The 25543-nt window shown below is 66.7% G+C and carries 20 protein-coding genes and 1 tRNA gene; 8 read left to right on the top strand and 13 right to left on the bottom strand.

Features of this window, described 5'->3' with window-relative positions; genetic code table 11:
* The first annotated feature begins 40 nt into the window (after window positions 1-40).
* Together AC1DIQ_RS17550 and AC1DIQ_RS17555 are read left to right on the top strand one after the other, a co-directional pair.
* A tRNA-Leu gene (locus AC1DIQ_RS17550) sits at window positions 41-127 on the top strand.
* Window positions 128-275: 148 nt separating this feature from the next.
* Window positions 276-926 (top strand): hypothetical protein, encoded by a 651-nt coding sequence (locus tag AC1DIQ_RS17555; RefSeq protein ID WP_121041535.1) that lies wholly within the window; start codon window positions 276-278, stop codon window positions 924-926.
* 52 nt (window positions 927-978) lie between these two features.
* On the opposite strand, the gene AC1DIQ_RS17560 is transcribed toward AC1DIQ_RS17555, so the two are convergent.
* From AC1DIQ_RS17560 to AC1DIQ_RS17575, 4 genes are read right to left on the bottom strand one after another with little or no spacing between them, the layout of a single operon-like run.
* A complete protein-coding gene (locus tag AC1DIQ_RS17560) occupies window positions 979-2550 on the bottom strand; it encodes a DHA2 family efflux MFS transporter permease subunit (RefSeq protein ID WP_478050505.1) in 1572 nt (523 codons plus the stop codon).
* A gap of 7 nt (window positions 2551-2557) precedes the next feature.
* On the bottom strand, window positions 2558-3739 hold the full coding sequence (gene emrA, locus AC1DIQ_RS17565) for a multidrug efflux MFS transporter periplasmic adaptor subunit EmrA (protein WP_121041531.1): 1182 nt from the start codon (window positions 3737-3739) through the stop codon (window positions 2558-2560).
* Window positions 3740-3750: 11 nt separating this feature from the next.
* Window positions 3751-5235, bottom strand: coding sequence for an efflux transporter outer membrane subunit (locus AC1DIQ_RS17570; protein WP_152151786.1), 1485 nt, complete (start codon window positions 5233-5235; stop codon window positions 3751-3753).
* Window positions 5236-5240: 5 nt separating this feature from the next.
* Window positions 5241-5684, bottom strand: coding sequence for a MarR family winged helix-turn-helix transcriptional regulator (locus AC1DIQ_RS17575; RefSeq protein ID WP_121041527.1), 444 nt, complete (start codon window positions 5682-5684; stop codon window positions 5241-5243).
* Between the two features lie 143 nt (window positions 5685-5827).
* Here AC1DIQ_RS17575 and AC1DIQ_RS17580 point away from each other — a divergent pair, with 143 nt between their 5' ends.
* Both AC1DIQ_RS17580 and parC read left to right on the top strand, forming a co-directional pair.
* Entirely contained in the window at window positions 5828-6706 is an 879-nt protein-coding gene (locus tag AC1DIQ_RS17580) for an AraC family transcriptional regulator (RefSeq protein WP_121041525.1), read from the top strand.
* A 58-nt stretch (window positions 6707-6764) separates the two neighbouring features.
* The gene (gene parC / locus AC1DIQ_RS17585) at window positions 6765-9008 is read left to right on the top strand and encodes a DNA topoisomerase IV subunit A (protein ID WP_121041523.1); all 2244 of its coding nucleotides are present in this window, start codon (window positions 6765-6767) and stop codon (window positions 9006-9008) included.
* A 617-nt stretch (window positions 9009-9625) separates the two neighbouring features.
* Here parC and bfr read toward each other — a convergent pair.
* The gene (gene bfr / locus AC1DIQ_RS17590) at window positions 9626-10114 is read right to left on the bottom strand and encodes a bacterioferritin (RefSeq protein ID WP_121041522.1); all 489 of its coding nucleotides are present in this window, start codon (window positions 10112-10114) and stop codon (window positions 9626-9628) included.
* 153 nt (window positions 10115-10267) lie between these two features.
* Between bfr and AC1DIQ_RS17595 the strand changes: the two genes are divergently transcribed.
* Window positions 10268-12610: a penicillin acylase family protein gene (locus AC1DIQ_RS17595; RefSeq protein ID WP_461770883.1), complete on the top strand. Its 2343-nt coding sequence runs from the start codon at window positions 10268-10270 to the stop codon at window positions 12608-12610.
* Window positions 12611-12626: 16 nt separating this feature from the next.
* Here AC1DIQ_RS17595 and AC1DIQ_RS17600 read toward each other — a convergent pair whose 3' ends face one another.
* On the bottom strand, window positions 12627-14009 hold the full coding sequence (locus AC1DIQ_RS17600) for a cation:proton antiporter (protein ID WP_478050506.1): 1383 nt from the start codon (window positions 14007-14009) through the stop codon (window positions 12627-12629).
* 89 nt (window positions 14010-14098) lie between these two features.
* Window positions 14099-15790, bottom strand: coding sequence for an asparagine synthase B (gene asnB / locus AC1DIQ_RS17605; protein WP_461770882.1), 1692 nt, complete (start codon window positions 15788-15790; stop codon window positions 14099-14101).
* A gap of 368 nt (window positions 15791-16158) precedes the next feature.
* Here asnB and AC1DIQ_RS17610 point away from each other — a divergent pair, with 368 nt between their 5' ends.
* A complete protein-coding gene (locus tag AC1DIQ_RS17610) occupies window positions 16159-17037 on the top strand; it encodes a tetratricopeptide repeat protein (protein WP_478050507.1) in 879 nt (292 codons plus the stop codon).
* 90 nt (window positions 17038-17127) lie between these two features.
* A complete protein-coding gene (locus tag AC1DIQ_RS17615) occupies window positions 17128-17811 on the top strand; it encodes a pentapeptide repeat-containing protein (RefSeq protein WP_282262698.1) in 684 nt (227 codons plus the stop codon).
* A 25-nt stretch (window positions 17812-17836) separates the two neighbouring features.
* Here AC1DIQ_RS17615 and dapE read toward each other — a convergent pair whose 3' ends face one another.
* Genes dapE through map form a run of 6 tightly spaced genes read right to left on the bottom strand, consistent with a single transcriptional unit; the run spans window position 17837 to window position 24742 of the window.
* Entirely contained in the window at window positions 17837-18976 is a 1140-nt protein-coding gene (gene dapE / locus AC1DIQ_RS17620) for a succinyl-diaminopimelate desuccinylase (protein ID WP_478050508.1), read from the bottom strand.
* The gene (locus tag AC1DIQ_RS17625) at window positions 18973-19335 is read right to left on the bottom strand and encodes an arsenate reductase (protein WP_478050543.1); all 363 of its coding nucleotides are present in this window, start codon (window positions 19333-19335) and stop codon (window positions 18973-18975) included. Before AC1DIQ_RS17625 ends, dapE begins: the two co-directional genes overlap by 4 nt.
* Before the next feature lie 43 nt (window positions 19336-19378).
* A complete protein-coding gene (locus AC1DIQ_RS17630; RefSeq protein ID WP_478050544.1) occupies window positions 19379-20251 on the bottom strand; it encodes a hypothetical protein in 873 nt (290 codons plus the stop codon).
* Window positions 20248-21327 carry a 2,3,4,5-tetrahydropyridine-2,6-dicarboxylate N-succinyltransferase gene (dapD, locus tag AC1DIQ_RS17635; protein ID WP_152151772.1) on the bottom strand — a complete coding sequence of 360 codons (1080 nt, stop codon included), beginning with the start codon at window positions 21325-21327 and terminating at the stop codon, window positions 20248-20250. The genes AC1DIQ_RS17630 and dapD overlap by 4 nt, the downstream gene beginning before the upstream one ends.
* A complete protein-coding gene (locus AC1DIQ_RS17640; RefSeq protein ID WP_478050545.1) occupies window positions 21327-23948 on the bottom strand; it encodes a [protein-PII] uridylyltransferase in 2622 nt (873 codons plus the stop codon). The genes dapD and AC1DIQ_RS17640 overlap by 1 nt, the downstream gene beginning before the upstream one ends.
* Window positions 23949-23968: 20 nt before the next feature.
* Entirely contained in the window at window positions 23969-24742 is a 774-nt protein-coding gene (gene map / locus AC1DIQ_RS17645) for a type I methionyl aminopeptidase (RefSeq protein ID WP_121041504.1), read from the bottom strand.
* Window positions 24743-25013: 271 nt separating this feature from the next.
* Between map and AC1DIQ_RS17650 the strand changes: the two genes are divergently transcribed.
* On the top strand, window positions 25014-25538 hold the full coding sequence (locus AC1DIQ_RS17650; RefSeq protein ID WP_121041502.1) for a Csu type fimbrial protein: 525 nt from the start codon (window positions 25014-25016) through the stop codon (window positions 25536-25538).
* The last annotated feature ends 5 nt before the right edge of the window (window positions 25539-25543 follow it).

Here is a 25543-nt window from a genome sequence, read left to right on the forward strand (position 1 = left end):
ATTCTCCTCCTGAGTCGCCCAGGTATTCTCCTCCTGAGTCGCCCAGGTGGCGGAATTGGTAGACGCACTAGCTTCAGGTGCTAGCGGGGGCAACTTCGTGGAGGTTCGAGTCCTCTCCTGGGCACCATGACTCAGAAAATGATCAAACCCGCGCAAGCGGGTTTTTTCGTTTCCGGGCCAGTCAAATGACCGCCGTAGGTTGCTAAGGAACCACTCTCCTCAAGTTGCAACCTTCCATGCCGTCATTGGACTGCAGATCTGGATGGAAACTTGAGATGGTTAGCACTGAAAAGACGCACCTGCTTTCTACATCGGATGTTCTTAAGCACCTGCGGCCCGTGCCTCACCCTAAGTCCTGGTATGACTCGTTTGAGAGGATCTCGATTGCGAGCATCGTAGGCTGGTTCGCAATTCTTATCGTCGTGACAATCATCAAACTCGTAAGTGGAAACGAGGACACATCCTTATGGTTTCCCATGGGCTTGGGCATACTCTCGCTGATGTACCTCATGGCCGCCTTATGGCTTGCTGCTCTCGCCATCTTCATCACCATGCCCACGCGATCGTTCCTATATGCGCATATGGACAAAAGGCATGAAGCAGATGAGCAAGTTGCGAAGGGCTTGTCCCACCTTGGGCGAACAGCGCTGCAGAACAAGGCCCGTCATCTAGAGCTTGAAGCCAAGTACGCGGCCACCCGCTTCAATATCGTGGCCATTCTCACCGGCGTCCTGGCAGCGCTTGCTGCGATTTCTCAGGAAGCCACTCAGCTCGAGCTCCTTGATCGCGGCCCGCCTTACAGCATCATCTTAGGCATTGTCGCGATCTGCATACTGCTTGGGGGAGTGAGATCGCTAGGACTAATCTTGCGCCTCACTAGAGGGGCATCTGTCGTCAGTTGGGCAGCGGAGCATGCACAAGTCTGACAAAAAACCCCGCACTGGGCGGGGTTTTTCGTTTCAGCTCACCGCAAGCACTTCAATGCCCACCGGCCGAGGCAGCGCCCGCCCCCGCGCCAAACGGCGGCTTGGCCAGCCACAGGAAGGCGATGATGGCCAGGAAGATCCAGCCCAGCAGGAAGAAGATGTCGTTGAAGCCCATCTGCGAGGCCTGGTGGTTGATCATGTTGTTGAGCGCCGCCGCGCCATGCTGCAGGTCGCCCTGCCCCATCGCGGTCACCTGGTCCTGCATGCCCGGGGTGTAGCCGGAGATGTGTTCGGTCAGATGCGCGTGGTGTTCCTGGGTACGGCGTGCCCACAGCCACGTGGTCAGCGAGGCGGCGAAGCTGCCGCCCAGCGTGCGCAGGAAGGTGGCCAGGCCGGAGCCCGCGGCGATTTCGCGACCGTCCAGATCCGACAGCAGGATCTGCAGCACCGGCATGAAGAACAAGGCGACACCGATACCCATGATCAGCTGGATGCCGGCCACATGGCCGAAGTTCACCTGCAGGTTGAAACCCGAACGCAGGAAGCTGGTGAAGGACAGGAAGATGAAGGCGATCGTGGCCAGCATGCGCATGTCGAACCGCGAAGCGTACTTGCCCACGAACGGCGTCATGATCACCGGCAGCACGCCGATCGGTGCGGTCGCCAGACCGGCCCAGATCGCGGTGTAGCCCATGTCACGCTGCAGCCATTGCGGAATCAGCAGCGCCACGCTGAAGAACGCCGCGTAGGCCACCACCATCGCCAGCGTCCCGGCGCGGAAGTTGCGGTGCCGGAACAGGCGCAGGTCGACGATGGGGTCCTTGTCGGTCAGTTCCCAGATCAGGAACACCGCCAGCGCCACCACCGACACACAGGCCAGCACGATGATCTTGGTCGAACTGAACCAGTCTTCGTCGTTGCCCAGATCGAGCACCAGCTGCAGCGCGCCCACGCCGATCACCAGGGTGATCAGGCCGACGTAATCCATCTTCGGCTTTTCGATCTGTTCCGGGCGCCCCTTGAGCTGGTTGCCCACCACCAGCGCGGCGAAGATGCCCAGTGGCACGTTGATCAGGAAGATCCATTCCCAACTGTAGTTGTCGGTGATCCAGCCACCGAGGATCGGGCCGGCGATCGGCGCGACCACGGTGATCATGGCCAGCAACGCCAGCGCTTGGCCGCGTTTCTCACGCGGATAGAGCGAGACCAGCAGGCTCTGCGTGATCGGGTACATCGGGCCGGCGACGAAACCCTGGATCGCACGTGAGACGACCAGCATGCCCATGCTCTGGGCCAGGCCGCACAGCAGCGAGGCCAATGTAAAGGCCAACGTGGCCCACACGAACAGCTTGGTCTCGCCGAAGCGCCGGCTGAGGTAGCCGGTCAGCGGCAGCGCGATCGCGGTGCTGACCGCGAACGAGGTGATGACCCAGGTGGCCTGCTGCGAACTGGCACCGAGATTACCGGCGATGGTCGGCAAGGAGACGTTGGCGATGGTGGTGTCCAGGACCTGCATGAACGAGGCCATCGCCAGGCCTGCGGTGCACAGGGCGACGTTGGCCGGCCGGAAGGCCGTGCCCGGGGCCGCGGGGGCGCCCGGTGCGGCGGGAGCTTGTGCGGACATGGTCGCCTCAGCTCGCCTTGCCCTGCTGCGGCAAGTTGCGCTGGATGATCTGGTGGATCACATCGTCGGCGCTGTGCAGCTGCTTGGCGTAGACGTCGGTGTCGAACACCTGGCCCTTGGCGATCTCGGTCGGCAGCACGGTGCCCTTCTGGTCACGCAGGCTGACTTCGGCCTTGATCGACAGACCAATGCGCAGCGGATGCTCGGCCAGCTGCTTGGCATCGATGGCGATACGCACCGGCACGCGCTGCACGATCTTGATCCAGTTGCCGCTGGCGTTCTGCGCCGGCAGCAGCGAGAACGCCGAACCGGTGCCCAGGCCGAGGCTGTCGATGCGGCCCTTGTAGGTCACATCACCGCCGTACAGGTCCGAACGCAGCTCCACTTCCTGGCCCAGGCGCATGTGGCGCAGCTGGGTTTCCTTGAAGTTGGCTTCCACCCACATCTGCTCGGTCGGCACCACGGCCATCAGGGCATTGCCCGGCTGCACGCGCTGGCCGACCTGCACCGAACGACGCGCCACGTAACCGGTGACCGGCGCGACGATGCCGGCGCGGGCATTGTTGAGGTAGGCCTGGCGCAGCTGCGCGGCAGCGGCCTGCACGTCCGGCTGGGTGGCGATCACGGTGTCATCGACCAGCGCGTTGCTCTGCTCGAAGGTCTCGCGCGAACCGGCCACGGCGGCTTCGGCAGCCGCCAGTTCGGTGCGGGCGTGCGCCAGTTCTTCATTGGAGATCGCGCCGCTGCTGGCCAGATCCTTACGACGGTTGAAGTCCTCGCGCACGCGCTTGAGGGTGACCTGGCGCGCGTTCAATTCGGCCTGGGCACCTTCCACGCTGCGGTACAGACCGCGCACCTGGCGGACCGTCTTGGCGAGGTTGGCTTCGGCCTGCTGCAGGGCCACTTCGGTGTCGGCCGGGTCCAGCTGGACCAGCAACTGGCCGCGCTCGACGCGCATGCCGTCATCGGCGTTGATCCCGACCACGGTGCCGCTGATCAGCGGGGTGATCTGGACCTGGTTGCCCTGCACGTACGCATCGTCGGTTTCTTCGAACCAGCGGCCGAACATGAAGTACCACAGGGCCAGCGCGGCCAGCAGCAGCACTACGATGACCAGCAGGCCGCGCAGCAGCTTGCCGCGACGGGAGGGAGCTGCCTTCTCGGCAGCGGGGGCGGAGGTCTGACTCATGGGGATGACTCTCAGGAATGCGAGGATTCGGGGGTGGCGGCGACCGTGGCGGCATCGCTGGTCGGGGTGAAACCACCGCCCAACGCCTGGCTCAGGCGGACCGAAACAAGGATCTGACGCGACTGCAGTTCGGCCAGCCGCTGCTGGGAGACCAGCAACTGCTCTTCGACGCTGAGCACATCCAGGTAGCTGCCGATGCCGGCGCGGTAGCGCTGTTCGGCCAGATCATGGGCGGCACGCGCCGTGCTGACGGCCTGGGCCTGGGCATTGGCCTGGTCGGCCAGCGAGCGCACCGCGTTGACCTGGTCGGCGACATCGCGCAGCGCGTTGAGCACGGACTGGTTGTAGTCGGCCACGGCCAGGTCGTACTGCGCGTCGGTCTTGCCCAGATTGGCGCGCAGGCGGCCACCGTCGAAGATCGGCAGGCTCAGTGCCGGGCCGAGGAAAGCGAACGTCGAGCCACTCTTGAGCAGCTGGTCTACTTCACTGGAGACCACGCCGCCCAGGGCGGTCAGGTTGAGACTGGGATAGAACGCGGCCTTGGCCGCGTGGATCTCGCGGTTGGCTGCTTCCACGCGCCAGCGCGCGGCGACGATGTCCGGGCGACGGCCGAGCAGTTCGCTCGGCAGCACGCCGGGCAGCTGCAGGGCCAGCGGGTTCAACACCTGCGGGCGCACGATCTGCAGGCCCCGGTCGGGGCCCTGCCCGACCAGCGCGGCGAGCGCGGTGCGGGCTTCGTCGATCTGCTGCTGCGCGGCCTGCTGTTGCTGCTGCGCGGCCGGAATACGGGCTTCGGCCTGGCGGGTCTGCAGGTCACTGTCGATGCCAGCGGCACGTCGCTGACGGGTCAGCTCCAGCGTCTTCTGCGATCGGGCCAGTTCTTCGCTGGCCACGTCATGCAGCGTCCACGCGTAACCGAGCTGCGCATACGCCTCGGCGATGGCGGCGGAGAGATTCAGGCGTGCGGCCTGGGCGTCCACTTCGGCGGCATGACCGCTGTCCACGGCCGCTTCCCACGCGGCGCGCTTGCCACCCCACAGGTCGATGCCGTAGCTGAAGCTCAGATAGGCCTGGCCGCTGCCGGCATAGCTGCCGCCGAGTTCGTCGCCGACCATCGATTCGGGCAGGCGTACGCCGGTGTAGCCACCGGAGGCGGACACGCTGGGCAGGCGGTCGGCGCGGGCGGTGCCGATCTGGGCACGCGCCTGGCGCAGGCGTGCATCGGCCGCGTCCAGCCCCGGATTGCGCTGCAGGCCTTCGGCGATCAGCGCGTCCAGCTGCGGATCGCCCAGCGCGCGCCACCAGTCCGTGGCTGGCCAGCCGGGCTGGCTCAGGCCGGTGCCGGCCAGGGTGCGCTGGGTCTGCAGGCTGTCGGCATCGAGCAGGCGGCCCTGCGGCTCCAGGCCGCGGCTGCTGGCACACGCGGCCAGCGCAAGCGCCAGCGCGGAGACCAGCACCGGCCGCAGTGGGCGCAGTGAATAAGAACGTTCAAACATGGAAGTCATGGCGTTACCAGTGAGTCGCGTACACGGGTCATGAGGGAAAGCAGCTGCGCGCGTTCGTCCGCAGACAGATCACGCATGGCGTCGTCGATGGTCTGGTCGCCCCGCTGTTTGAGGCGGGCCCACAACTGGCGGCCCGGCTCGGTCAGCACGATCTGCAGCGCCCGCCGGTCCTGGGCATGTGGCTCGCGCCGCACGCAGTCCAGGGCTTCCAGCTTGTCCAGCAGGCGGGTGACCGCGCTGGGCACCTGGTCCAGGGCCTGGGCCAACTCGTTGGCGGTGCACGGGGCACGTGCCGCGAGCACCTTCAGGCCGAGATAGTGGGTGAAGCCAATACCGAGGTTTTCCTCGGCCATCGACGTGTCTAGCTGACGGACCAGGCCATCGCGCACTTGGCGCAGCAGGAGTCCGAAGCTGGGGGGATGGGCATCAGGGCAGATCATGGGTGAGCATTCTCTTCCAAAAAATATATTTCTCAATAGAAATATTTAATTTGGAACCAAATGCTGTGTTGCAGCAATCAGAACAATGGGGAGGTCGCTACCTTAATGGCGCCCGCCACTGGCCGGGTATTACAATTTGGACAATGGATAACACTTTCAGGCCAGCGCTGGAGACCGAGGCCACCCAGATGATCCGCAACCAGGTCCTGGACTGGTTCGAGCGGGATGACGGACTGGGCGTGCTCGGCTTCCGCATCGAGAGCCCCAAGGGGCTGGAACGCGAGATCGACTGGCACCAGCACCGGCGCGCCCAGCTGATCTGCGTGGAGGCCGGGCTGCTCACCACCCGCACCCGCCACGGCACCTGGTCGCTGCCACCGGGCTGTGCCGGCTGGATGCCACCGGGCGAGCCGCATACGGTGGATATCTGCGGGCCGCTGCGTGGCTGGGGCGTGATCGTGAGCGCGCCGATGGCCTGTGATCTGCCCGACGAACCTTGCGTGCTGGCCATTTCCGATCTCCTGCAGGCGCTCTCGCTGCGCGTCACCGCGTGGGTGCCCGCGGCCGAGCCGAGCCTGCGCCAGCAGCACATGATCGAGGTCCTGCTGGACGAGATCCGCAATGCGCCGCGCCAGCGCATGCACCTGCCGATGCCGCAGGACCGGCGCCTGCTGAGGATCGCCTCGCAGCTGATCGCCGACCCGGCCGACGGCCGCAGCCTGGAGCAATGGGCCCAGTGGGCCGGGCTGTCGCCGCGTACACTGACCCGGCACTTCCGCGATGAAACCACGCTCAGCTTCGCGCAATGGCGCCAGCAGGCCCGGCTGGCCGAGGGGCTGCGCCGGCTCTCCGATGGCCAGAGCGTGTCCGATATCGCGCACGAACTGGGGTTCAGCAGCCCCAGCGCCTTCGTTACTGTCTTCCGCCGCCACTTCGGCAGCCCGCCCGGGCGCTATCTGGCGCGCAGCGGACACCCCCTGAACCCATCACGCGGCTTGGCATCCCCGGCCGCATCCGGATAATCATCCGCCTGCGAGGGCGACAGCCGTCGCCGTCCCTTGCCACAGGTAACAATCCCGCATGACCGATCTTGCCCGCCCCGCGTTCCACGGCTTTGAACAGCTGCCCCTGCGCGAGTACGCCGAACGGGCGTACCTGGACTATTCCATGTACGTGGTGCTCGACCGCGCACTGCCGTTCCTCGGCGACGGCCTGAAGCCGGTGCAGCGCCGCATCATCTACGCGATGAGCGAGCTGGGTCTGAACGCGTCCTCCAAGCCGAAGAAGTCCGCGCGTACCGTCGGTGACGTGATCGGCAAGTACCACCCGCATGGCGACAGCGCCTGCTACGAAGCGCTGGTGCTGATGGCCCAGCCGTTCTCGTACCGCTACCCGCTGATCGAAGGCCAGGGCAACTTCGGCTCGACCGATGATCCCAAGTCGTTCGCGGCCATGCGTTACACCGAGTCCAAGCTGACCCCGATCGCCGAAGTGCTGCTGGGCGAGATCAACCAGGGCACCACCGACTGGACCCCGAACTTCGACGGCACGCTGGAAGAGCCGACCTGGATGCCGGCGCGCCTGCCGCACCTGTTGCTCAACGGCACCACCGGCATCGCCGTGGGCATGGCCACCGATGTGCCGCCGCACAACCTCAACGAGATCGTCAGCGCACTGCTGCACCTGCTCGACGACCCCGATGCGACGGTCACCGACCTGTGCGAGCACGTGAAAGGCCCGGACTACCCGAGCTTCGCCGAGATCATCACGCCGATCGCCGATCTGCGCACCATGTACGAAACCGGCTACGGCAGCGTGCGGGCGCGTTCCACCTTCCTGAAGGAGAACGGCAACATCGTGGTCAATGCGCTGCCGTTCCAGGTGTCGCCGTCGAAGGTGATCGAGCAGATCGCCGCGCAGATGCGTGCCAAGAAGCTGCCGTGGCTGGAGGACATCCGCGATGAGTCCGACCACGCCAACCCGGTACGCGTGGTGCTGGTGCCGCGCTCCAACCGCGTGGACGCCGAGCAGCTGATGGGCCACCTGTTCGCCACCACCGATCTGGAGCGCAGCTACCGGGTCAACCTCAATGTGATCGGCCTGGACGGCCGCCCGCAGGTGAAGAACCTCAAGACCCTGCTCAGCGAATGGCTGCAGTTCCGCAGCACCACCGTGACCCGCCGCCTCAACCATCGCCTGCAGAAGGTCGAGCGCCGCCTGCACATGTTGGATGGCTTGCTGATCGCCTTCCTCAACCTGGATGAAGTGATCCACATCATCCGCACCGAGGACGAAGCCAAGCCGGCGCTGATCGCGCGCTTCGCGCTGAGCGAGGAACAGGCCGAGTACATCCTGGAAACCAAGCTGAAGCAGCTGGCCCGCCTGGAAGAGATGAAGATCCGCGGTGAGCAGGACGAGCTGGCCAAGGAGCGCGACAAGATCGTCGGCATCCTGGAGAGCAAGGCCAAGCTGAAGAAGCTGATCCGCGATGAGCTGGTGGCCGATGCCAAGAAGTTCGGGGATGACCGTCGCTCGCCGCTGGTGCAGCGTGGCGCGGCGCAGGCCATCGATGAAACCGAGCTGGTGCCGAGCGAGCCGATGACGGTGGTGCTCTCGGAGAAGGGCTGGATCCGTGCGGCCAAGGGCCACGACATGGACCCGTCCACCCTGTCCTACCGTGATGGCGATGCGCTGCTCGGTTCGGTGCGCGCACGCAGCACGCAGCAGGTGGCGTTCCTGGACAGCGAGGGCCGGGCGTATTCGACCCTGATCCATACCCTGCCCTCGGCCCGTGGCAATGGCGAACCGCTGACCGGTCGCTTCTCACCAGCGCCGGGCAGCGCCTTCATGACGCTGGCCAGCGGCGAGAACAACACGCGCTTCGTGCTGGCCTCCACGCACGGCTACGGCTTCGTGACCCGCTTCGAGAACCTCACCGGCCGCAACAAGGCCGGCAAGGCGATGCTCAACCTGACCTCCGGCTCCAAGGTGCTGACCCCGGCCGTGGTCGCCAATCCGGAAACGGACCGCATCGTGGCCGTGACCAGCTCGGGCAACCTGCTGGCGATCGCGGCCAGCGACCTGCCGGAACTGGACAAGGGCAAGGGCAACAAGATCATCGACATCCCCAAGGCCAAGCTCGCCACCGAGCGCGTGGTCGCGGTGGTGTCCGTTGCGCCGGGCAACACGCTGCTGGTCCGCAGCGGCCAGCGCACGATGAACCTGTCGTTCAAGGATCTGGACACCTACCTGGGCACCCGCGCCACCCGTGGCCATCTGCTGCCGCGTGGCTGGCAGAAGGTGGAAGGGCTGGCGGTGGAGTAAGCGTCGCGGTGTTGACGTGAATCGGAACGGCCGGGGAAACCCGGCCGTTTTTTTGTTCTTCTCCCAACGAAGGGAGCGCCTGCGGTGCATGTTGGATCTGGCGGTGTCTCCGCTCGGGTCTGCCGCGACCGTGAGGCGCCCCGTAGCGACCGGCAGGCCCCTCGGCAAATGTCCCCCGGCCGCCGCCTGACGGCGACGTCCTCCTCCTTGATTTTGCCCAGGAGCCTGCCGGCCGCTACGGGGCTCGGCTCGCGGCGCGCAGGCGTAACACCGGGCATTGCTGTGAAGCGCCAGTGGTCTCTATACGTGGGTCGCGATGCCCTTGTGGGCGAAATAAAGGAGGAGGTGGCGGCCGCAGGCCGACGCCGGGGGACATTCGCCGGCAAGGGCATCGCGGCCCAGCGCTCGACCCACCTGCGGCCGCGACTGAAAGGTTCAGAGCGCTTCAGGCTTGCCACGTGGACGGAGGGAGAACCTTTTTGCCCACAGAAAAGGCCGGGTTTCCCCGGCCTCTCTGTTCGAATCAACGTCAGCTGGCTGGCAGAGGCTGGCGGGCGGACGGGGGTTCAGCAGCTGGCTGGCGAAGGCTGGCTGGCGTGCGGAACCCGATGCCGCACTCAGTGCGCAGCGGTGCCTTTCGCATCCATCTTGCTGGTCTGGTACAGCGCCAGGCCGATGCGCTTGATCAGGCCCAGCTGCTGCTCCAGCCACCAGGCGTGGTCTTCTTCGGTGTCCTTCAACTGCACCAGCAGCATGTCGCGGCTGACATAGTCCTGGTGCTGTTCGCACAGCTTCATGCCGGCGGCCAGGTTGTCGCGGACGCTGTACTCGGTCTCCAGGTCCTTCTGCAGCATCTCTTCCACGGTCACGCCGGGCTCGAACACATGCGGGCGCATGTCCGGGTCGCCGCCGAGGAAAAGGATGCGGCGCAGCAGCGCGTCGGCGTGCTGGGTCTCTTCTTCCATCTCGTGGTTGAGGCGCTCATAGAGCGCGAACAGGCCCTGGTCTTCGTAGCGGCGCGAATGGATGAAGTACTGGTCGCGCGCAGCCAACTCGCCGCGCAGCAGTTCCTTCAAGCAGGCGATGACGTCCGGGTTGCCTTTCATGGGGGGTGCTCCTGATGAATCAATGCGCGCATGGTGCCCTATCTGGAATTCCGGTGATCTAATCGGAATCAGTTGCAGTTGCGCTTCGGTCGGCGTGCACAGGGCGTTCACGCCTCCCTACAATCGAACCACACCTACAGGGGGACGCGCGGGATGCGGCATTGGCTGAAGCGGTTGGTCTGGGGAGTGTTGATACTGACGCTGGCGGCGGTTTTGATGGTGTGGTGGCTGCTGCGCGGCAGCCTGCCCCGCCTGGAAGGCGAACAGCCCATGACCGGCTTGGCGGCGCCGGCGAGCATCACCCGGGATGCCTTGGGCGTGGTTACCATCGAGGCCGGAACCCAGGCCGATGCGATGCGGGCGCTGGGTCTGGTGCATGCGCAGGAGCGCTACTTCGAGATGGACCTCATGCGCCGTACTGCCGCTGGCGAGCTCGCCGAGCTGTTCGGCCCGGCGGCGATCGAGATGGACAAGCGCATGCGCGTGCACCGGCTGCGGGCGCGCACCGAGGCCCACCTGGAGGTTGCCACGGGCAGCAGTGCCGCTGCCCTGCAGGCCTATGTGGACGGCATCAACCAAGGTGTCGCGGATCTTCGGGTACGGCCTTGGCCCTATCTGCTGCTGCGCCAGGCGCCCGCACCGTGGCGGACCGAAGACAGCGTGCTGACCGGGCTGGCGATGTATGCCGACCTGCAGGACCCCACCAATCAGAACGAACTGGCGATGGCGCGGATCCGCGCGGTGGTGCCACCGGCGCTGTATGCACTGCTCAGCCACGAGGGCAGCGAGTGGGATGCCCCCCTGTTTGGCGGGGCGCGCGGCAACGCCCCGCTACCGGACGCCACGGCGCTCGATCTCCGACGGCTCGATGCGGCGCAGGCAACCGGTGCCGCCGCCGGTCATCTGGACCCGGACGTGCTGGGCAGCAACAACTTCGCCGTGTCCGGTGCACTGACCACGGACGGCCGCGCCATCGTCGCCGACGACATGCACCTGGGACTGCGCGCGCCGAATCTCTGGTTCCGGGTACGGCTGCGCTATCCCGATCCGCAGGCGCCCGACGGGCGCGTCGATGTCAGCGGCTTCTCGCTGCCCGGCCTGCCGGCCATCGTCGTCGGCAGCAACGGACACGTTGCCTGGGGCTTCACCAACAGTTACATCGACACCGCCGATTTCCGCAGCGTACCCGCCGATGCCCAAGGCATCACCACGCATGAAGAGCGTATCCGCGTCGCCGGTCAAGCGCCGGTGACGCTGCGCGTGCGCGAGACCGCCTGGGGTCCGGTACTCCACGAACGGCCGGACGGCAGTGGCGAGGCACTGCGCTGGACAGCGCAGCTTCCCGGTGCGGTCCGTCTGGACTTTGCCGAGATGGCGCGCGCAAGGGATCTTGACCAGGCGTTCCAGGTCGCCGACCGCAGCGGTATTCCCGCGCAGAATCTGGTGATCGCCGACCGTAACGGACGCATCGCCTGGCGGTTGATCGGCACACGCCCGGATCGCGCTGCGGGCTGCCCGCCAGACGGCAACACGATCACGGCGCCCGCGAGCTGCACGCCGTGGGCGATCCGCAGCGATAGCGCGCCCGCATTGATCGATCCCCCCTCCCATCGGCTGTGGACCGCCAACGGCCGTGTACTCGATGGGGACGCGCTGGCCATCGCCGGGAACGGGGGCTACGACCTGGGTGCACGCGGGCGGCAGATCCGCGATGGCCTGATGGCGAAAGAGCGCTTCACCGAAGCCGACCTGCTGGCGATCCAGCTCGACGATCGCGCCCTGCTGCTCACGCGTTGGTGGCACCTGCTGCGCGAGATCGTCACCACCAGCGATGACCCTGCCCTGCAGCGGCTTGAGGTCGCAACCCGGCGATGGGAGGGCCATGCGGGCGTCGATTCGGTCAGCTACCGGATCACCCGCGGTTTCCGCGGCATGTTGATCGACCGCGTTGGCGAAGGCCTGCTCGCGCCAGCGAAAGCACAGCTCGGCGAGGCCTATCTGGAGCCGCGACTGGGGCAGTTCGAGGGCGTGTTGTGGCCATTGGTGAGCGAACGGCCGGCGCATCTGCTGCCGCCTCCGTACTCCAGCTGGCATGCGCTGCTGGCCGATACCGCCAAGGCGCTGGAGGCAGACCTGAGCAGTCAGGGACCGCTGGAGGCGCGTACGTGGGGCGAACGCAACACCGCCTCGATCTGTCACCCGGTCAGTCGCGCCCTGCCCAACGTCGCCCGACGATGGCTGTGCATGCCCGCCGATCGGTTGCCCGGCGACCGCGACATGCCCCGTGTGCAGGGGCCCGCATTCGGGGCGTCGCAGCGGATGGTGGTCTCGCCCGGCCACGAAGCCGAGGGATGGATCCACATGCCCGGTGGGCAGAGCGGTCACCCGTTGTCACCGTTCTGGGGCGCCGGACACGACGCCTGGGTGCAGGGAACACCCACCCCGTTCCTGCCGGGCAAGACCGCGTACACGCTGACGCTGGTCCCCGTGGAATGATCACGGGGTCAACGCCCTACTGCCGCTTCCAGCGCTCCATCCCGTTGAGCAGCGGCCCGGTCATGGCCGTGGTCACCAGGGCCATGATCACCAGCACGGCAAACAGGCGGTCGCCGAGGAAGCCCAGCTCGTAGCCCAGGTTGAGCACGATCAGCTCCATCAGGCCGCGGGTATTCATCAGCGCCCCCAGCTTCCACGCCTCATGGTTGTCCATGCCGGCACTGCGCGCTGCGCTCCAGGTGCCGATCAGCTTGCCCAGCGTGGCCACCACGATCACGATCAGGCACAGCGCCAGGTCGCTGGCCTGCAGGGCATCGGCGCGCATGCGCAGGCCGGTCATGGCGAAGAACAGCGGCAGCAGCAAGGTGACCGCGAACGGCTCGACGCGCTCGGCCACGGTATGCCGCAGGGTGGCGTTGCCGGACACCGCCACCCCCGCCGCGAAGGCGCCGAACAGCGCGTGGATGCCCAGCATCTCGGTAACCAGCGCGCAGGCCAGCGCCATCAACAGCATGATCAGCAGCCAGCGTCCTTCCTGGCCCGGTGCGATCACCAGGCGCGAGAACCACGGGCGCACCACGCCCAGCATCAGCGCGACGAAGGCGACCACGCAGACCAGATTGATCGTCGCGGGCACCCAGCCCTGCGATTGCGCAGCCGCCACGATCAGGGCCAGCAGGCACCATGCAGTGGCATCACCGAGCGCGGCGCAGGCGATGGCGGTCTGGCCCAGCGGCGTGCCGGTCATGCCCCGGTCGGCCAGAATGCGCAGCAGCACCGGGAAAGCGGTGATGCTCAATGAAATACCCACGAACAACGCGAAGCCGGTGAAGCCCACGCCCGACGGCGCGTGTGCACCGTACAGCCAGATCGCGAGCAGCACGCCCAGCACGAAGGGCACCGCGATGCCGGCATGGCTGACCACGAAGGCAAAACGACGTCGCCCCCGCAGTCCGCCCAGATCCAGCTCCGCCCCGGCCACCAGCAGGAACATCAGCACGCCGAGCTGGCTGAGCAGACCGAGCGGACCGAGCGATGCCGGCGGGAACAGCACGCCATGTACCTGCGGCAACACGGCGCCCAGCACCAGCGGCCCCATCATCAGGCCGGCCGCCATCTCACCGATCACCCCCGGCTGGCCCAGGCGGCGGAACACCCAGCCCGCGCCCTTGGCGACCATCAGCAACACCAGCAACTGCAGCAGGAACAGACCGAGCGGCGCATGCAGATGCCCAGCCCAGTCGGCCCCCAGCGAGGACTCTGCACGTGCCACCTGCGCGGTCACGGCCGGGCCGGCAAACCGCGCCAGGCCCAGGCCGATCAACAGCGGCAGCGCCACCCAGCCCAGGTAGCGCCAGGCCAGCCCGCTGCGGCGCATGCCGGTGGTGTCAGAGTCCATGACCGATCCCCATCGATTGAAGGGGCGATTCTACGGGCTGCACGCGTCGCCACACCACCGCGGACGACGCGGCGGTGTGGCACATCCGATCAGGCCAGTGCCTGTTCGTGTACGCCGGCGATGGCGCGCCCGGAGGGATCGGCCATCGCGGCAAAGCTGGCGTCCCACGCGATCGCCGCTGGCGAGGAGCATGCGATGGATTTGCCACCCGGTACGGTCTCCGCCGCGGCCTGGGTGGGGAAGTACTGCTCGAACACGTGGCGGTAGAAGTAGGCTTCCTTGGTCTGCGGCGGGTTGTGCACGAAGCGCTTGTCCGCCGCGGCCATCACCCGGTCACTGACCTGGGCTTCGGCATGGGCCTTGAGCCCGTCGATCCAGCCATAGCCGACACCGTCACTGAACTGCTCCTTCTGGCGCCACAGGATCGAGTCTGGCAGGTAGCCTTCGAAGGCCTCGCGCAGCACCGCCTTCTCGATCCGGCGTGCACCGGCGGGGCCCTGCCCGACCATCTTGTGCTTGGCATCGATGCGCATGGCCACATCGAGGAACTCGCGATCCAGGAACGGCACGCGCGGCTCCACGCCCCAGGCCATCATCGATTTGTTGGCGCGCAGGCAATCGTAGTTGTTGAGCGCGTCGAGCTTGCGCACCAGCTCCTCATGGAACTCGCGCGCGTTCGGCGCCTTGTGGAAGTACAGGTAGCCACCGAAGATCTCATCGCTGCCCTCACCGGACAGCACCATTTTCACGCCCATCGCCTTGATCCGGCGCGCCAGCAGGAACATCGGCGTGGAGGCGCGGATGGTGGTGACGTCGTAGGTTTCCACGTGGCGGATCACTTCCGGCAGCGCATCCAGCCCCTCTTCGAAGGTGTACTCGAAACCGTGGTGTACGGTGCCCAGGGCTTCGGCCGCGATGGCGGCGGCCGCCAGATCGGGCGAGCCCTTCAGGCCGATCGCGAAGGAGTGCAGGCGCGGCCACCAGGCTTCACTCTGATCGCCATCTTCGACACGGTGGCGGGCATAGCGCGCGGCGACGGCCGCGACCAGCGACGAATCCAGCCCCCCGGAGAGCAGCACGCCGTAGGGCACATCGGTCATCAACTGGCGGTGCACCGCGCGCTCGAACGCCTCACGCAGTTCGACGCGATCCGCCTCCACGCCTTCGACCGCATCGTAGTCGCGCCACGGGCGCTCGTAGTAACGGGTGAGCGTGTCGGTGGCGCTGTCATACCAGTGCCCCGGCGGGAACTGCGCGGCGTCGGCGCAGATGTCCACCAGCGACTTCAGTTCGGAGGCCACCACCAGGCGGCCATCCTTGTCGTGGCCCCAGTACAGCGGCACCACGCCGATCGGATCACGGGCGATCAGCACGCGCTGCTCGGCGCGGTCCCACAACGCAAAGGCGAAAATGCCGTTGAGGCGGTTCAGGAACGAGGCCGGGCTGTCTTCGCGGTACAGCGCATTGATCACCTCGCAGTCCGAGCCGGTCTGGAAGGCGTACGGCTGGGCCAGCTCGGCCTTCAGCTCGCGGTGGTTGTAGATCTCACCGTTCACCGCCAGCGCCAGCCCGCCGTCTTCGGAGAGCAGCGGCTGTGAACCACCGGCGGGATCGACGATGGCCAGGCGCTCGTGGACCAGGATGGCGCCGTCATCGACGTACACCCCGCTCCAGTCCGGGCCGCGATGGCGCTGGCGCTGCGACAGGTCCAGCGCATGGCGGCGCAATGCGGCGAGGTCGTCGCCGGCCTGGAGGCCGAAAATACCGAAAATCGAACACATGGGAACAGCTCCTGATGATGGGGGAATACACGTATTGCAGGCATTCGACCGGCCACCCAGGCCCGGAAGGGGTAAACCCGGGCCACAAAAAAACCCGCATCGGACGATGCGGGTTTTCTGGGGTCCGGGCGTGTTGCTTGTACTAGCCCTGGTCGCAGTCCCGCATCGGCCGCGCACGATTATTCGCGCGCAGATCAGTGCGGTTGGTATTGCTGACAGCGGTGGCCGGGAACGAGGACATGGACCGACCGTAACCGGGTTTGGGCGGCGGTGCAACTGTTTCGATGGCAACCAAACCGACCGCCGCGGACAACCCGGGGCTGTTGGGGCGGGCGATAATCACCGCCCTTGTGTACCCCCTGGCTGGCATGACCCCTCGCATCGGACGCATCGCTTCACGCCTGGGCGGCATCGCCCTGCTCCTCTTCCTCATCGCCTGCAGCAGCGCCCCCTCGCGGACGCCTCCGAGCATCGTGCAGTCGCTCGAGACCAAGGCGGCCGATGGCGGCTTCGACAGTGCCTGGGACGCCGCGAGAACCTACGAAACCTTCAACGACCCGCGCGCGGTGACCTGGTACGAGCGTGCCGCCGCCGTCACCCCGTGGAGCTTCCACAACCCCCAGGCCGAAGAGGCACTGGGCCGGATCTGGACCCACGGTGAGCTGCTGCATGGCACCGGCCCGAACATCCTCCAGGGCCCTGCGCTGCGCGCGTCACCGCGCAAGGCAGAGCGCTGGTACCGCGCTGCCGCCGACCACGGCAACCCGATGGCGATGCTGATGCTGGCCAAGTTCCATCGCGAACGCGGTGACACGGCCAGCGCGCTGCGCTGGGACCTGCGCGCGACGATCTACCACCACATGCCGTCCGAATCCTCGCGGCTGCCGCAGGCGATCGCCGCGCAGCCGGATGGCACTCTGCATCCGCTGGTCGTCGACATCCAGCGGCGTGCGCAACGTGGCGATGCCGATGCCCAGGTGGATCTGGGTGCGATGTACGAACTGGGCATGGGCCTGCCGCGCGATGGTGCCGAGGCATTGCGCTGGTATCGGCGTTCGGCCGACCAAGGCAACGTGTATGGCCAGTATTTCAGCGGTCTGCTGCTCGGCCGCGGCCGCGCCGGTGTGACGCGTGATCTCGACGCGGCCGCGGGTTGGTTTGCCAAGGCCTATGCGCAGAAGTTCTACCTCGCTGGCGAAACCTATTGGCGCGAGCGGATCAAAGCGCCGTTCTGGACGTTCGGGTAGTGCCGGGCATTGGCGTCGATCCGTTTTGTACACATTCTGCAGCGACCTTCAAGTCTGCCCCTGGTCCGGCCCATCACCCAGAATGGACGCATGAACACTGTCACCTTCCGCGATGAAATCCTCACCCGCGAGCGCATGCAGGCCATCATCGCCGCGCATCCGCGGGCAGCCGTCTTCGAGAGCTGCACGTTCGATCACGGCGACTTCTCGCGGCTGGACATGGATGGGTTCCAGTTCAACCAGTGTTCGGTCACCGGCACGAGCTGGTTGGCGGCCTCGCTGGAAGAAAGCCAGTGGACGAAGTGCCGCGGCAGCCAGTGCGATTTCAGTTCGGCCCTGCTCAGCGATGCACGCTTCTCGCACTGCGATCTCAACAACAGCCACTGGCGCCGCGCGACGCTGTCCTCGGTGCAGTTCCAGGACTGCAAGCTGACCGGCGCGCACCTGCAGGAAGTGACCGGCTGGGCGCTGGAATTCCGCGATTGCCTGCTGGTCAGTGCGGACCTGCGCGGGATGTCGTTCCGCAAGGCGCAGCTGGAGGGTATGGATTTCTCCGAGGCCGAGCTGTCCGGCTGCGACTTCCGCGATGCGGTGTTCAACGGCGGCAGCCTGCGCAATGCACAGACACGGCTGACGCGGTTTGAAGGCGCTGACCTGCGCGGCACTGACATCAGCGGGCTCAACGTGATGGACGCCAAGCTGTTCAAGAAGGCAGTGATTTCACAGCGCCAGGCAGCGGCCGCCTTGGCGTCGTTCGGGTTGATCGTGGCGTAATGGCGAACCGACCAACGGTCGGTTGCTACCTGACGCGGTAGGCGAGCAAACGCTCGATCAACCGCTGGTACAACGCCGGCAGCGCCTCCAGGTCCGCGACGCGCACGTTTTCGTCGACCTGGTGGATGCTCGCATTGACCGGCCCCACTTCGATGCACTGCGCGCCCAGCGGCGCGATGAAGCGCGCATCGGAGGTGCCACCGCCGGTGCTCTCTTCCGGCGGCGCACCGGCAAACTCACCGAGCACGTCACGCGCGACACGGCGCAGCGTGCCTTCCGGGGTGTAGAACGGCTCGCCACTGCGATGCCACTTGAGCGTGTACTCGAGCGCATGACGCTGCAGCAGCGCGGCGATCTCCTGCTCCAGCGCCGGCGCATTCCAGTGCGGGTTGTAGCGCAGATTGAACAACACCTGCAGCTCGCCGGGAATCACATTGTTGGCACCGGTGCCGGCATGGATGTTGGAGACCTGCAGGCTGGTCGGCGGGAAGCTCTCGAAGCCATCATCCCAGTGCCGTGCGGTCAGTTCGGCCAGTGCCGCGGCGGCCAGATGGATCGGATTGCGCGCCTTGTCCGGATACGCGACATGGCCCTGCACGCCCTTCACCGTCAGCGTAGCCGAGAGGCTGCCGCGGCGGCCCACGCGCAGCAGATCGCCGAGCACCGCGGTGGAAGACGGTTCACCGGTGATGCACCAGTCGATGGCCTGGCCGCGTTCGCGGAAGATATCGGCCACGCGACGCACACCATCGATGGCATCGCCTTCCTCGTCACTGGTCAGCAGCACGGCCAAGGTGCCGGGATGGTCCGGATGGGCGGCCACGAACTGCTCGGCGGCCACCACGAAGGCGGCCACACTGCCTTTCATATCGGCCGCGCCACGCCCGTACAGCACGCCATCACGGATCTGCGGATCGAACGGATCACTGGTCCAGGCCGCGACCGGGCCGGTCGGCACCACATCGGTATGCCCGAGCAGCACCAGCACCGGCGCGCCCTGCCCGTGTGTGGCCCACAGGTTGTCGACCTCGCCCAGGCGCAGGTGTTCGCAGTGGAAGCCCGCACGCTCGAGACGGCCGGCCAGCAGTGCCTGGCAGCCGGCATCCTCGGGCGTGACCGACGCACGCGCGATCAGGTCGCAGGTCAAGGCAACGACATCGTTCACGCGCCCACTCCGAACCGCTGCTTGAAGCCGTTGTCCGAGAAGCCCTGCGTCATCATGCCATCGGCGCTCACCACCACCGGGCGCTTGATCAGCTGCGGGTACTCGCGCAGCAGCAGCTTCCATTCGGCCTCGGAGTCGGCCGCTTTGCGGTTCTCCGGCAGTTGCCGCCACGTGGTGGAGGACCGGTTGATCAACGCAGGAAAGCCACCGGCCTGGCCGGCCCAGTCGATCAGGGTCTCCGGCGTCGGCGTGTGGTCGCGGTAGTCGACGAAGGTGTACGGCACCTGGAAACGGTCCAGCCACTTGGTGGCTTTCCTGCAGGTGTCGCAGTTCTTCAATCCGTACAGAGTGGTGGTCATGGCGCGGCGTGCAGCATCGATCAGGAAGGACGCCATGAGGATGTCACAACAGGCGTTCGGACACGACCCGGAATGGTACCTGCGGCACCCGGAAACAGAACGCATCGGCCAGATCGACGCCCATCGCGGCCAGGTGCGGGCAGCACACCGCCCCCTCCAGCCGCAGCGGCTGCACCTCGGCCAGGGTGATCGGCAGATCGATATGGGTCAGGACCAGCCGACCATCCGGGGCGACCGCGAACGCGGCCTCCTGGCAGGCCAGGAACGCCATGGCCTGCGCTGCATCGGTGAACGCCCCGGCCGCCCACGCCGCCGCCAAGGCCGTTGCCGGACGCAACTGCGCCTGCAGTGCGGGCGCACTGCCCTGCCCTGGCTCGATCACGGTGTGCCCGCCGTTGGCATCCACGGCATGCTCGAAACGCGCGGCCAGATGCGGCTGCATGGCGTCGCTCCACAGCCGTGCACCGACTGCGTACACCCCGCTGTCGATCACATTGCGGTCGAACAGGACCCGCGGCGTGGCGGCCCCGGCCGCTGCATCGTCCGGCACCACATACCAGCGCCAGTTGCTCTGCAGCGGCGACGGAAACAGGCCACGCAACGGCCCCGCCAGCGCCGGCCCGAAATGGCCGTGGCGGTAGGTCAGGATCGTGTAGGGCGTGCGCCCGTCATGCACGAACAGGCGATGCCCGGGCGGCGGCGGCGGCGCATGACGCACGTCCACCCACCAGCTCAGGTACACCACCTCACGCACATCACTGATCAACGCCGGGACCGGCAGCACGCGGGTGAGCGCGCGCCGGGCGGCGATCAGGTGCGGGCAGTCCAGCAGTCGCTGCAGCGCGCGTCCCGGCCACCCCGCGAACGGGTGCCGGTAGCGCGCCGCCTGCGCCAGCGCGGGCTGCGGCGTGCTCAGTCGGCCAGGCCGCGCAGCAGCTCGTTGACGCTGGTCTTGCTGCGGGTCTTGGCATCGACCTGCTTGACGATCACGGCGCAGTACAGCGAGTGCGAGCCGTCCTTGGACGGCAGCTGGCCGGACACCACCACGCTGTACGGCGGTACCGAACCGTAGCTGATCTCGCCGGTGGCGCGGTTGTAGACCCGCGTGCTCTGGCCAAGGAACACGCCCATGCCGATCACGCTGTGATGGCCGACCACGAAGCCTTCCACCACTTCCGAACGCGCACCGATGAAGCAATGGTCTTCAATGATGGTCGGGCTGGCCTGCAGCGGCTCCAGCACGCCACCGATACCGGCGCCGCCGGACAGGTGGCAGTGCTTGCCGATCTGCGCGCACGAACCCACCGTGGCCCAGGTGTCGACCATGGTGCCCTCGCCCACGTAGGCGCCGATGTTGGTGAAGCTCGGCATCAGCACCACGTCCTTGCCGAAGTAGCTGCCACGACGCGCGATCGCACCGGGCACCACGCGCACGCCGGCGCGGCGGAACTTGGCTTCATCGAAGCCGGCAAAACGCGATTCGACTTTGTCCCAGAACGGCGCCGGGCGCGCATCGACCACGGCCATGTCGTTGACGCGGAAGTACAACAGCACGGCCTTCTTCAGCCATTCGTTGACCTTCCAGCCACCGTGGCCGTCGGGCTCGGCAACGCGGAATTCACCGGTTTCCAGGCCATCGATGACGCGGCCGACCAGCGGCTTGGTCGAGCCTTCGATCTCGTGCAGGGTCAGCGTGGCACGGCGCTCGAACGCGCTCTCGATGCCGAACTTGAGCTCTTCCACGCCCGGCGTGGCCGGCTTGCGCAGCGACTTGCGCGCGATGGTGGCATCACGGCTGGCACTGCGCTTGGCGGCGCTCTCGGCCGGCGTGGCGGCAACCTTGCGGGCCGGCGCCTTCTTCACGGCAGCCTTCTTCACTGCGGGTGCCGCCTTTTTCGCTGCGGCAGCAGTCTTCTTTACCGCAGGCGCGGCAGCAGGGGTCTTGGCCGCCGCGGTCTTCGCGGCAGTCTTCTTGGCAGGCTTGGTGGCCATCAGTGGGGGTCTCCGGCGTTTCGATCAGGGTCCAGGCAGGCGAGCATCGCGTCTTGCAGCTGCTGCCTGGCGGATTCGGTCAGGGCGTGATCATGCTCATCGCTGATCACGAACATATCTTCGGCGCGCTCGCCGAACGTGGCGATGCGCGCATCATGCACGCGCAGCCGCTGGTTGCGCAGCACGAACGCCACGTCGGCCAGCAGGCCGGGGCGGTCGGGTGCGACGAGGCTGAAACGGGTACTGGTGGTCTGGCCATCGGTGACATCGCGGAACTCGATGCGTGGGGCGAAACGGAAGTGCCGCAGCTGGCGCGGAATGACACGGCGCGACGGGCGCAGCCGGGTCAGATCGCCGGCCAGCGCCTCACGCAGGCCAGCCTCCAGGCGCAGCGCATCGCCATCGGCAAAGCTGTCGGCCGGGGTCACTTCGAAGGTATCGAAAATGGTGTCGACCGGGCCGTCCAGCACACGCGCGCGATGGATGCCGTAGCCCTTGCGGTCCAGCGTCATCACGATCGCCGCGAACAGGCCGTCGCGATCCGGCGAGTGCACGAACACCTCCAGCGCGTGGTCGTCCGGGGTGATCCGGCGCACCTTGACCAGGGTCTGGCCCTGCTTGATCGGCACCAGCGCGGCCGCCTGCCAGGCGAGCTGTTCGGGCCGCAGCCGGATGAAGCTCTCATCGGGCATCACGGTGAACTGGCGCTCGATGGTGGCATCGTCGTAGCCGCGCTCGCGCACCAGCTGGCGCACCGATTCGCGCGCTTCGGCGACCCGCTCGGCGGCCGGCATCTGGTTCTCCAGCCCGTCGCGCAGCGCGCGGCGCGCGGCGAAATACAGGTCGGCCAGCAAACGGTCCTTCCACGCATTCCACAGCTTGGGGCTGGTCCCGGCGATATCCGCACAGGTCAGCAGATACAGGTAATCGAGCCGGTCGCGGCTGCCCACCAGGGTGGCGAAGCGATGGATCACGTCCGGATCGGAAATGTCCTGCTTCTGCGCGGTAACCGACATGCGCAGATGCTGCTCGACCAGCCAGGCCACCAGCTCCGTATCGGAACTGCTCAGCGCCAGCGCCTGGCAGAATTCGCGGGCGTCCACCGCACCGAGTTCGGAGTGATCGCCGCCGCGGCCCTTGGCGATGTCATGGAACAGGCCCGCCAGCAGCAGCAGCTCCGGCTTGCGCAGGCGCGGCCACACTTCATGCGCGATCGAGAAGCGCTCATCCGCGCGGCTGCTGGCGAACAGGCCGATGTTCCGCAGCACCATCAGCGTGTGCTGGTCCACGGTGTAGACATGGAACAGATCGAACTGCATGCGCCCGGAGACCTGCGCGAACGCGGGGATCCACTGGCCGAGCACGCCCAGGCGTGCCATCCGCGCCAGGGTATCGACCGCGCGCGGGCTGCGCAGCAGCGCCAGGAACTGTTCGCGTGCCGCGGCACTGGCATCGGTATACGCCGCCAGCTCCGGCAACGCCTCGGCCAGCGCGCGGGCGGTCAGCGAATGCAGGCCGCGCACATCCGGGTTGTAGGCCCAGCTGGAGAACAGCGCGAATACCTGCTCGATGTCGCCCTGCGGCCACGCGGGATCATTGGCGGCGAGGTAACCGCGGCGCAGCGAGAAACCGACACTCACCGGCTCGGGCACCGCTTCGCCATCGAACTGTTCCTCGAAGCGCTGCAGCAGGCGGTCACTGATCCGGCGTACCACGGTGGCGCTGCGGTAGAACCCCTGCATCATTTTTTCCACGGCCAGGCTTTCGATGTCGTCTTCGAAACCCAGGCGCGCAGCGAGTGTTTTCTGGTAATCGAAGCGCAGGCGCTCTTCGGGCCGGTTGGCGACCAGGTGCAGGCCGAAACGCAGCCGTGCCAGCGCGCAGCGTTCGCGCTTGAGCGCGGCCGCTTCATCCGGGCCGAGATGGCCGAGGCCGACCAGCGCTTCCAGATCGCGCACGCCGAACGCACGCAGTGCCATCCAGCCCAGCGTATTGAGATCGCGCAGCCCGCCGGGGCCGTCCTTGATGTCCGGCTCGAGATTGTCCGCCGTGTCGCCAAAGCGCTGATGGCGGGCCAGCAGCTCTTCGCGCTTGGCGAGGAAGAACTCGCGTGGCGGCCACAGGCCCTCCACGTTCACGGCTGCCTTCAATGCCTGGCGGGCCGTGTCATCGGCAACGACCGGGCGCGACTCGATCAGCGCGGTCAGCACCGTCTGATCGGCGCTGGCCTGGGTGCATTCGGCCGCCGATCGCACCGCGTGGCTGACCGGCAGGCCGCAATCCCAGAGCAGGGCGAAGAAGCGTGCCAGCCCTGACTCGTGCCGACGCTGCTGCTCGGGCGCACCGAGCACCAGCACGTCGATATCCGAGCGCGGGAACAACTCGCCGCGCCCGTAGCCGCCCACCGCGAACAGCGCCATTCCCGAACCGGCGGGCAGGCAGCGATGCCAGGCCAGCCGGATCAGGTGATCGGCCGCGCGTGCGCGCAGGGCGAGCAGGCGTTCGATGTTGTCGCCCTGGTCGAAGCGGCGGTACAGCCGCGCGTCGGTCTGTTGCAGCGACTGGCGCGCCAACGCCGCCCAGTCCGGGTCGGCGACGGAATCGGCCGGCGCGTCCAGCATCGGGCTCGCCGGCAGCATGCTCAGACCTGCGATTCGCCGGGCGAAAGGGTCAGCACGTCGACGCCGGTCTCGGTGACCGCGACCATGTGCTCCCACTGCGCCGACAACTTGCGGTCCTTGGTGACCACGGTCCAGCCATCGGGCAGCACCTTGTTGTAGCGGGTGCCCTCGTTGATCATCGGCTCGATGGTGAAGGTCATGCCGGGCTGCAGCACCAGGCCCTGGCCGGGGCGGCCGTAATGCACCACCTGCGGTTCGTCGTGGTAGACCTTGCCGATGCCATGGCCGCAGTACTCGCGCACCACGCTGAAGCGCTCGGCTTCGGCATAGCTCTGGATCGCATGGCCGATGTCACCCAGCGTCGCGCCCGGCTTGACCGCGCGGATGCCGCGCCACATCGCTTCGTAGGTCGCATCGACCAGGCGCTTGGCCATGACCGACGGCGTGCCGACGTAGTACATGCGGCTGGTATCGCCGTGCCAGCCATCCTTGATCACGGTCACATCGATGTTGACGATGTCGCCGTCCTTGAGGACCTTGGCTTCGCTGGGGATGCCGTGGCAGATCACGTTGTTGACCGACGTGCAGACCGTCTTGGGGAAGCCGCGGTAGCCGACATTGGCCGGCGTCGCCTTCTGCACATTGATGATGTGGTCATGGCAGATGCGGTCCAGCTCTTCGGTCGTCACGCCCGGCTTGACGTGGGGGGTGACGATGTCGAGCACTTCGCTGGCCAGACGGCCGGCGATGCGCATCAGTTCGATTTCCTCGGGGGTTTTCAGATTCACGCTCATGGGGCCCATTATCGCCGATCCGGGGCCAATCTGAACGGGATCGGGTGGAACACCGACAGCCGCGGTTTGGGCGCAAGTTCAGTCAGGTCGATGAATGAATGAGATGGACGTCTCAAATCGCATGTTCATGCCGAAAACGGCCATCGAATCGCCCAAATCTCACGGGTTACCTACAAGACCAAACCTATAACCGGATCAACACCGTTCCATCGCGTCACCGTTCGGCAGCATCGTGTTGTTCAGCAAGGACCCGCGTCCAAGGAGCATGCCCATGCGATTTCTCCGCCCTGCCCTGTTGAGCCTGGCCCTTGCCAGCCTCGCTGCGCCCGCCCTGGCGGCCGATACCACCACCTTCAACGTCAAGATCATCATCACCAAGGCCTGCACGATCACCGCTGCAGCCGCCACGGACGTCGACTTCGGTTCGGCCCTGTCCACGGCCACTACCCCGTCCAACGCGCAGGGCACCATCACCGCGCAATGCTCGGCGCTGACCCCCTACACGATCGCCTTGAACGCCGGTTCCAACGCTGGCACCGCCAACGACGTGACCACCCGGCGCATGAAGAACACCAACGCCGCGGTCACCGCCAACAACTTCGTGGGCTACCAGCTCTACCAGGATGCCGGCCACGCCAACGTCTGGGGCGCCACGACCGGCACCAACACGGTGGCCGGGATCGGCACTGGCTTGGCCGTGCCCTACACGGTGTACGGCCAGATCGCCAACCCGAGCGTCAACAATGCCGCGACGGGTAATTACCAGGATACGGTCACCGCTACCATTTCCTACTGAGGGCA

It is taken from the genome of Stenotrophomonas sp. 05L413, from assembly GCF_056397945.1.